Source organism: Pauljensenia hongkongensis (genome assembly GCF_001746855.1).
Lineage (GTDB): Bacteria > Actinomycetota > Actinomycetes > Actinomycetales > Actinomycetaceae > Pauljensenia > Pauljensenia hongkongensis.
Genome location: NZ_CP017298.1, coordinates 120,601 through 129,145 on the forward strand (window position 1 = coordinate 120,601; position 8,545 = coordinate 129,145).

Below are 8,545 nucleotides of genomic sequence, written 5' to 3' on the forward strand. Positions count from 1 at the left end.
GCCGCCGCGTGGGCGCGGGGCGCCCGCCTGGCGCCCGGGGCCCGCATGGGCGGGACGGAGGGGGCGCCGCGATGAGCCAGAGGCGCTACGCCGACGGGTACCGCAAGCTGCGCAGGGCGGACGCGCCCCGGCGCGTCGCCTTCGAAGTCCTCTCCGAAGTCACCTCCTCCGGCGCCTTCGCGAACATCGTCCTCCCCAAGGCCCTGCGCCGGATCCGCCGCGAAGAGCCCTTCGACGACCGGGACGCGGCCTTCACTTCGGAGCTGGTCCACGGCACCCTGCGGGCCCGGGGGCGCCTCGACTGGGCGCTCGCCCGGCACGTGGACCGCCCACTGGGGGACCTGGATCCCCGCGTGCTCGACCTGTTGCGGATGGGCGCCCACCAGCTGCTCGACATGCGCGTGCCCGACCACGCCGCCGTCTCCGCCACCGTCGATGTCGCGCGGGAGCACCTGACCGACGGCCCCGTGCGCATGGTCAACGCGGTGCTCAGGGCCCTCGCCCGCGAGGAGGTCGGCCGCATCGACGAGGAGATCGCGCGGATCGAGGACGGGGACGCGCGCCTGGCGGTCGCCCACTCGCACCCCGAATGGATGGTGCGGGCCTTGCGCGCCGCCCTGGCCGCCCACGGCTACGACGAGGCGGAGCTGGAGGACGCGCTCGCAGCCGACAACGAGGCGCCCATCGTCTCACTGGCCGCCCGCCCCGGCCTGATCGGCGTCGAGGAGCTGTGCGAGGAGGCCGAGGACGTGCTGTCGGCGCGGGTCGCCACGGGGCTGGTGAGCAAGTGCGCGGTCCTCCTCGCCTCCGGCGACCCCGCGCGACTGCCGTCGATCCGGCAGGGGCTGGCGGGCGTGCAGGACGAGGGCTCCCAGTTGGCCGCCCAGATCTGCGCCGGGGCGCCGCTCGTCGGCCAGGGGGACTCCTCATGGCTGGACCTGTGCGCGGGCCCGGGGGGCAAAGCCGCCCTCCTGGGCGCACTGGCGGCGGGGCGCGGCGCCCATGTGGTCGCCAACGAGATCCACCCGCACCGCGCCCGCCTCGTGGAGAGGACCACCCGGGCACTGGGGACGGTCGAAGTCGTGTCGGGCGACGGCAGGACGTTCGGGGGGCAGGGGACGCAGTGGCCGCTGGGCTCCTTCGACCGCGTCCTGGTGGACGCGCCCTGCACGGGAATGGGCTCCATGCGCAGACGCCCCGAGTCGCGGTGGAGGCGGGCCCCGGGGGACGTCGACGGGCTCGTGGAGTTGCAGGAGCGGCTGCTCGACCGGGCGGGCGCCCTCACGCGCCCGGGCGGCGTGATGACCTACGTGACGTGCTCCCCGCACCGCAGGGAGACCCGCGACCAGGTGGAGCGGCTGCTCGGCGCGGGCGGCTGGGAGCTCCTCGACGCCGTCGCGCTGGCCGACTCGGTCGCCGTCGAGCCGCTCGCGGTCCCCGACCGGGCGGGGCGCGTCGACGGGGGAGGGGCGGGCCGGACCCTGCAGCTGTGGGGGCACCGCCACGGCACGGACTCCATGTTTGTGGCCGCGCTCCGCCGCCTGTAGCATTTACGTTATGAATGCCACAATCTCCCCGTCGATCCTCAACTGCGACATCGCGGACCTGCGCGGTGAGCTCGAGAAGATCTCGGGTGCCGACGTCGCGCACGTCGACGTCATGGACAACCACTTCGTCCCGAACCTCTCCTGGGGGCTCCCCGTCGCCGAGGCGGTCGTCAAGACCGGGATCCTGCCGGTGGACGCGCACCTCATGATCGAGGACCCGGACAGGTGGGCGCCGCAGTACGCCGAGGCCGGATGCCAGTCGGTGACCTTCCACGCGGAGGCCGCGCAGGCGCCGGTGCGCCTGGCGCGCGAACTGCGCAGGATCGGCTCGAAGGTGGGGCTCGGACTCCGCCCGGCGACCGACATCGCGCCCTTCGTCGATCTGCTCGGCGAGTTCGACATGATCCTCGTGATGACGGTGGAGCCCGGTTTCGGTGGCCAGTCGTTCCTCGAGTCGATGCTGCCGAAGATCCGGCGCACCCGGGCGGCGGTCAACGCCTCGGGCCTGGAGGTCTCGATCCAGGTCGACGGCGGGGTGTCCCGTTCCACGATCGAGCTCGCCGCCGAGGCGGGCGCGGACAACTTCGTCGCAGGCTCCGCCGTGTTCCGCGCCGACGACGCCCTCGAGGAGGTGGAGGTGTTGCGCCGCCTCGCCTCCGCGCACTGCCACTAGGCCGCGCCGCCCGGATCCTGCGAATCCGGATCACGCGGACGGGGGCTGCGCGCCTCGGGCGCGGTCACCGCTCGGCGGCTGAGGCCTCCTCGATGAAGGGGTCGGCCAGTGAGTGGTAGGCTTCCGGGTCGTCCCGCCGCACGCAGTGCCCGACGCCGTCGAGCAGTACCAGGCGCACGAGCGGGTTGACCACCTCGGAGGGGGCCGGCGCCATGTCCCCGTTGCGGGGGGCGAGGTACAGCGCCGGCACCTCCAACCGGTTGACCGCGCTGAGCAGGTCGGCTTCGCCCAGGTACGTGCCCTCGCGGATGTAACGGCGGTCGACCTGCGCCTTGCAGCCCGCCCACCCCTCGATCTCCGCCTCGCTCCACGAGGACGCGCGCCGCATGCGCTCCCGCTCGGACGCGCCTCCGTCGGCGAAGGCGTCGAGGAACCGCTCCTGGTGCTCCACGAACCAGGCGTCCGGCTCCCAGTCCCCAGTGGGGCGCGCGGCGTCCTCGAGGACCAGCGCGCGGACCAGGTCGGGCCTGGCGGCGCCCACACGCAGGGATACGAGCGCCCCGAGGCTGTGCGCCACGACGACCGGGGGCTCGGGGAACGATGAGAGCACCCCTTCGAGGTCCTCCTGCAGGGTTCGCGGCGCCCTGGCCAGGGTCTGGTCGTCCCAGCGCGGGGACGCCCCGTGCCCCCGCTGGTCCACCGCCAGGACGTGGTAACGGGGCGACCACCGGGCCACCGCGTCGGGCCACGCCGTGGCGGACTCCGTCAGGCCGTGGACGAGGAGCAGGGGCGGGGCCGTGGGGTCCCCCCATTCGTGCAGTGCGAGTGCGGTCGCCATTGTGCGTGGTCCTCCTGAACGGCGCGCCCGCAGCCGGGGGCCGCGGGCGCGCGCCGGGTTGTGGGTTTGTGTCGTGGGTTAGAAGGTGGGGATGTAGATCTCGACGCGGCGGTTGGCCTGGCGCCCGGCGGGGTTGTCGCTGCCGTCGTCGTTGGTGTTGGGGGCGATGGGCTGGGTCTCGCCGAAGCCCTTCCAATCCAGAGCGGTGGTGGCGCCGTTCTTCTTGAGCTCGTCCACCACCGCCTTGGCGCGCTGCTCGGACAGGGTCTGGTTGGAGGCGTCGTCCCCGACGGAGTCGGTGTGCCCGTAGACGTGGGCGGTGGGGGCTCCGGCGTCGGTGAGGACGCTGGCGAGTTTGGCCAGGGTGTCCGCGGCGTCGGCGCGCACGGTGGACTCGCCGAAGTCGAAGAGCACGGAGTCGTCCAAGGTGATGGCTGTGCCGCACGACTGGGAGGGGGCGAGGCCCGCGACGGGCGGGAAGGCCCCCACCGGTTGCACGGGGGGCAGTGGGTCGGCGGGAACCGTCGTGTCGCCGTTGACGGTGGCCGTGCCGTCGCCGTTGTTGATGATGTACAGACCGGTGTCGTCCGTGTAGTAGCCGCTGCCGTTCCCGTAGTTGAAGTAACGGGTACCCGTCTTGTCGTTCCAGAAGTAGCTGGAGCCGTTGGGATCGATCTGGATATCGTCCCCGGTGTCCTTGTTCGAGTAGTTGCCCGATCCGTCGGCCCAGCGGTTGATGTCCACCGAGGGGGAGTAGTAGTGCCCCGATCCGTCCGGATTGACGCTGATGCTGATGTCGTCGTCGTCGTTCCTGTAGGTGCCGCCGCCCTGCCCGTCGTAGGAGACCCATATCGGCCCCTCGGAGATGTAGCCGCTCCCGTCGCCGTTGTTGGAGGCGGACAGGTCGCCGCTCTGGGTGAGGCTGGACCCGTCGCCGGAGAACGTCGTGTTCCCCGAGTGCTTGTAGCCGGCGGCGTCGCACGAGGCGGGCGCCACGGTGACGCCGGGCACGGAGGCGACGGCGGAGGAGACCGAGGAGATGACCGCCTTGTCGGCGTTCTGGGCGAACACGTCGATGGGCGGGATGGAGAAGAGGGGGATGGGCGGGATCTCCCCGGGCTTGTACCCGGGCACAGCGGTCCCGGGGGCCTGGGAGGAAGGGGCCTGGCTGGGGCCGGCCGGTTGCGCGGCCCCCGCGGACTGGTGCAATCCCCCCGAGCACCCCGCGGCCACGAGGGCGGCGGTGGCCGCGAGGACCGCCGCTGTCATTGGGTTCTTCCTCATCATGTGTGGTCCTCCTGAATTGCGCGCCCACCGGGGTCGCCGGGGGGCGCCTTTGATCGGAACACCGCCGCCCGAGCCGCGGGCCCTGGCGGTGATGGGGCGCTCCCGGCAGGAGTGCCTGTCACGGGCAGCATAACGTAAATTATGACCGCGTGGTAGTACTGCAACCCATTGGTACGCCACGAAGTCGCGTCATGGTCTTGAGTGGATGGAGCGGATGCGCTTGAATATTGGGAATGCGGTCAGGATCGCCGGTGGCTCCGGGCGCCGTGCTGGCCGGACGGCGGCGCGGCTGGGACGGGCGCAGATCCTCTGCGTATCCGTCCAGCGAGCATGCAGGTTCCATACAGGGATCATCCAGTAGTATCCCAAGATTCGAACAGGAGTCGTCCGCGCAGTGCCCAGCGCGCATGCGGTCCATTCCCAGGCCCAGCGCGAGGAGAATCCGCCGCGCCGTTGCAACGGCGCGGAAATCCCGTGCCCGGCGCAGCGGGTGCGCCCTGGCCCCGTGCCGCCCTCCGGGCCCGCTGGCCAAGCCGTGCGCCCCGATGGCACAATGGGGGACGAGTACTCCGGGGTCGGTGCAATTCCGAACCGGCGGTGAGAGTCCGCGACCCGTCCGCCAGACGCGGACGGCTGATCCGGTGGGAATCCGGAACCGACGGTGAGAGTCCGGATGGGAGGAGTGCGGAGGGCGCCCGGCGTCCTCTTCGCCGTGCGTACCCGGATGCCGGAAAGAGACACCGTGGCACGCGGATCGAAGCCCCGGGGCGCGCTCGCAGTGGTCGCCCCGCTCGCATTCCTCGCCATCTGCCTGCTCGGCTGGTGGGCCACGACGTCGGCGACCGGCATCGAGGCGTGGAGGCTCCCGTCGCCAGCGGCGGTGGCGGCCCGGGCCGTGCAACTGGCCCACAACCCGCAGACGTGGTCGCGTGCGGCGGTGACGGGCGGGGAGGCGCTGGCCGGGTGCGCGATAGGGACGGCGGTGGCGCTGCCACTGGCCTACGTCGTGTACCGCAGCCGCCTCGTCTCCGCCGCGGTCGAGCCCTTCCTGGGGGCCACCCAGGCCCTCCCGGCCATCGCGATCGCCCCCATCGTCGTCCTGTGGACCGGCTACGGCCCCCTCTCCGTCGCACTCCTGTGCGCGCTCATGGTCTTCTTCCCCATCCTCGTCTCGTCGGTGGTCGGACTGCGCCACATCGACCCCGAGCTGCTCGAGGCTGCCGCCCTTGACGGCGCCTCCGGGGCCACGATGGCGCTCACAATGGAGCTGCCGCTCGCGGCGCACTCCATCCTGGGCGGCCTGCGCAACGGCTTCACCCTGTCCGTGACGGGAGCGGTCGTGGGGGAGATGGTCATGGGGGGCACCGGCCTGGGGCAAGTGCTCGTCCAAATGAGAACCAATGTCGACACGGCCGGCATGTTCGTCGTCATCGCGCTGCTGTGCCTCATGGCGACCGTCCTCTACGCGGTCATCTACCGCGTCGAGCGGTCGAGGCGATACGACACCACCCGCTGAAGGAGCACCACAATGACCCTCTCACGCATCCTACGCGCCGCCGCCGCCCTGGCGGTCACGGCCCTCGGGCTGAGCGCCTGCGGATCGCAGCAGGCAGCCCCCGCCTCGGGCGGGAACGACCGGTCCACATCGGTCGTGGTGGGCCTCACCTACATCCCGAACGTGCAGTTCGCCCCCGCCTACGTGGCGGTCTCCGAGGGGATCTTCACCGACAACGGCGTGGACGCCTCCGTGCGCCACCACGGCTCCGACGAGGGCCTGTTCACCGCGCTGCTCGCGGGTGAGGAGGACGTGGTCATCGCCTCGGGCGACGAGGCGGCCGTCGCCTCCACGCAGGGCATGGACCTCGTGTCCATCGGGAGCTACTACCGCGACTATCCGGGCACGGTCATCGTGCGCGACGACTCGCCCATCCAGTCCCTGGCCGACCTCAAGGGCGCCACCATCGGGATCCCCGGAGAGTACGGGTCCAACTGGTACGCGACCCTCGCCGCCCTGCAGGGGGCGGGCCTGACCCTGGCCGACGTCACCGTCTCGTCCATCGGGTACACGCAGCAGGCCGCCCTCACGCAGGGCGACGTCGACGCCGTCGTGGGCTTCTCGAACAACGACCTCGTGCAGATGCGCCTGGCGGGCCTGGACGTGCGGTCCATCGGCCTGCCCGACGACGCCCCGCTGATCGGCGCCTCCATCATCACGACGCGCGCGTGGGCGGCCTCGCACCCCGATCAGGCGCGCGGCGTCGTCGCCTCGCTGGGCGCGGCCATGGAGGCCATCCACCAGCGCCCGGACGCCGCGATCGAGGCGACCATGGCGCAGACGGGCACCGACTCCGGCGCCGAGGCCGCCGCCCGCGCGGTGCTAGAGGCGACGGATCCCCTGTGGGTCGACGAGTCGGGCAGCGCCAACACCGCGCAGGACTTGGAGCGGTGGGGCATGATGGCCGACTTCCTCCGCCAGATCAACGCCGTCACCACGGACATCGACGTGTCCTCGGTGGTGACCAACGACTACGCGGCCGCGCCCCGGTCCAGCTGAGGCGGGCGAGTGCGCTGCGGCCGCCCGCGGCTTCGAAGTAGGGTGGTCGCGTGGTAGAAACGCTGTCCGCCCAGGCCCGCCTGCTCGAGCTCTTCTTCGAGGTGCTCGGCGCTGAGCGCGGGCGCTCGAAGGCCCGCATCCGCCGCATGGACGCGTACAGGGGGCTGGGGGAGCGCGCCTTCGAGTCCCAGTTCCAGCGGGACAAGGACGCGCTGCGCCAGATCGGCGTCGACCTGCGGGTGGGGGCTGGTCCCGATGGCGACACCTACTCGATCAGCCCCGGCTCCTTCGCCCGCGTCGGCGCGCGCCTCAACCCCGTCCAAGCCGTCCTGGTCGGCCTCGCGCTGCAGGCGTGGTCGCCCGGTGACGGCGTCGGGCCCAGCGCGGGCCCCAAGGTCGCGGCCGCCTCGGACGGATCGGGGGCGCCCGACCTGCTGCGGATGGACCTCACAGGGGTCCGCGCCGCCGCGGACTTCGCCACCGGTATCCGCGAGCGCCGCGTCGTCTCCTTCGACTACGAGGGGGCGCGGGGCACTGAGGAGCGCAGCGTCGAGCCCTGGCGGATCGTCGTGCGCGGCCGCGCGCTGTACCTGTGGGGCTTCGACCTGGACCGCGGGGCGGACAGGCTCTTCCGCATCAGCCGGGTGGGCTCCGCGGTGTCCTTCCTCGGGCAGGCCGGGGACGCGGACGAGCCGCCCACGGATCTTGGCGACCCCTTCGCCGACCGCCGCGTCGCCCCGGTGCTCGCCGTCCTCGGCGACCCGGGGCGCTTGGCCCGCCACCTGGACGGGCCGGTGGGGGAGGAGCCCCCGTCCTCCCCGTGGCGCCTGTGGCGGGGGCGCGAGGCGGACGTGGGCCGGTGGATCAGCAGGGTCCTGGCGCGCGCCGAGGACGTGGTCGTCGTCGAGCCCGTGGAGCTGCGCGACGCGGTCCTGCGCCGCTTGGAGGCCGCCGCCCGCCTCGACGGGGACCGTGGGGCGGAGGGCGGAGATGCCTGAGGGGACTTCGCAATCCGTCGTGCGCCTCCTGTCGCTGGTGGCGTGGCTGTGGGACCACCCCGGGGTCGGCGTCGACGAGGCGGCCGCGCACTTCGGGCGCTCCAAGCGCCAGATGCTGCGGGACGCGCGCTACCTCGCCGAGGTCGGCGACTCCCTGCCGGGCGCCTCGCTCGACCTCGATTGGGAGCGCTTGGAGGAGGACGGCGCCCTGGTGATCCGCTCCGCGCTGGGCGCCGACGCGCCCCTGCGGCTCAGCGCCCAGGAGGCGACGGCGATCCTCATCGGCCTCCAGGCCCTGTCCGACGTCGTCGGCGACGAGTACCGTCGGCAGATCCCGGGGGCGGCCATGGCGGTGCGCGCCCTGGCCTCCGAAGACGGCGGAGGGGAGGTGACGCTGCGCTCCCGGGGGGACGACCAGGACCAGGACGCGGCGCTGCGCGGCCTCTTCGACGCGCTCGGCCGGGCCATAGCCGGGCGCGAGCGGGTGTCCTTCACGTACACGAACGGGCAGGGCGGAGTCTCCTCGCGGCGGGTGAGCCCGTGGGCGCTGGAGCGCTCGGCCACGGGGTGGATCCTGCGCGGCTGGTGCCACGGCGCCGGGGCGGAGCGGTCCTTCCGCCTGGACGGCATCGAGGGCCTCGAGGCGGA

General features: G+C 72.8%; 8 protein-coding genes and 1 riboswitch. Of the genes, 6 read left to right on the forward strand and 2 right to left on the reverse strand.

Features of this window, described 5'->3' with window-relative positions; all coding sequences use genetic code 11:
- Nucleotides 1–71 precede the first annotated feature (71 nt).
- Together BH719_RS00560 and rpe are read left to right on the forward strand one after the other, a co-directional pair.
- Entirely contained in the window at nucleotides 72–1,547 is a 1,476-nt protein-coding gene (locus BH719_RS00560) for a transcription antitermination factor NusB (RefSeq protein WP_034255104.1), read from the forward strand.
- 10 nt (nucleotides 1,548–1,557) lie between these two features.
- On the forward strand, nucleotides 1,558–2,220 hold the full coding sequence (rpe, locus tag BH719_RS00565) for a ribulose-phosphate 3-epimerase (protein WP_009399815.1): 663 nt from the start codon (nucleotides 1,558–1,560) through the stop codon (nucleotides 2,218–2,220).
- Between the two features lie 64 nt (nucleotides 2,221–2,284).
- Here the strand turns inward: rpe and BH719_RS00570 are convergent, their stop codons facing one another.
- Entirely contained in the window at nucleotides 2,285–3,058 is a 774-nt protein-coding gene (locus BH719_RS00570) for an alpha/beta fold hydrolase (RefSeq protein ID WP_009399818.1), read from the reverse strand.
- A 78-nt stretch (nucleotides 3,059–3,136) separates the two neighbouring features.
- Nucleotides 3,137–4,345, reverse strand: a complete 1,209-nt coding sequence (locus tag BH719_RS00575; RefSeq protein ID WP_009399820.1) for an OmpA family protein — start codon at nucleotides 4,343–4,345, stop codon at nucleotides 3,137–3,139.
- A 561-nt stretch (nucleotides 4,346–4,906) separates the two neighbouring features.
- Nucleotides 4,907–5,034, forward strand: a riboswitch (FMN riboswitch).
- 53 nt (nucleotides 5,035–5,087) lie between these two features.
- Between BH719_RS00575 and BH719_RS00580 the strand changes: the two genes are divergently transcribed.
- The 4 genes from BH719_RS00580 to BH719_RS09460 form a co-directional block, all read left to right on the forward strand.
- A complete protein-coding gene (locus tag BH719_RS00580; protein WP_034219430.1) occupies nucleotides 5,088–5,861 on the forward strand; it encodes an ABC transporter permease in 774 nt (257 codons plus the stop codon).
- 12 nt (nucleotides 5,862–5,873) lie between these two features.
- Nucleotides 5,874–6,899 carry an ABC transporter substrate-binding protein gene (locus BH719_RS00585; protein WP_009399830.1) on the forward strand — a complete coding sequence of 342 codons (1,026 nt, stop codon included), beginning with the start codon at nucleotides 5,874–5,876 and terminating at the stop codon, nucleotides 6,897–6,899.
- A gap of 50 nt (nucleotides 6,900–6,949) precedes the next feature.
- The gene (locus tag BH719_RS00590) at nucleotides 6,950–7,897 is read left to right on the forward strand and encodes a helix-turn-helix transcriptional regulator (RefSeq protein ID WP_009399832.1); all 948 of its coding nucleotides are present in this window, start codon (nucleotides 6,950–6,952) and stop codon (nucleotides 7,895–7,897) included.
- The coding region (locus BH719_RS09460) for a helix-turn-helix transcriptional regulator (RefSeq protein ID WP_173647166.1) at nucleotides 7,890–8,545 on the forward strand (656 nt) is incomplete at its 3' end. The genes BH719_RS00590 and BH719_RS09460, both read left to right, overlap by 8 nt.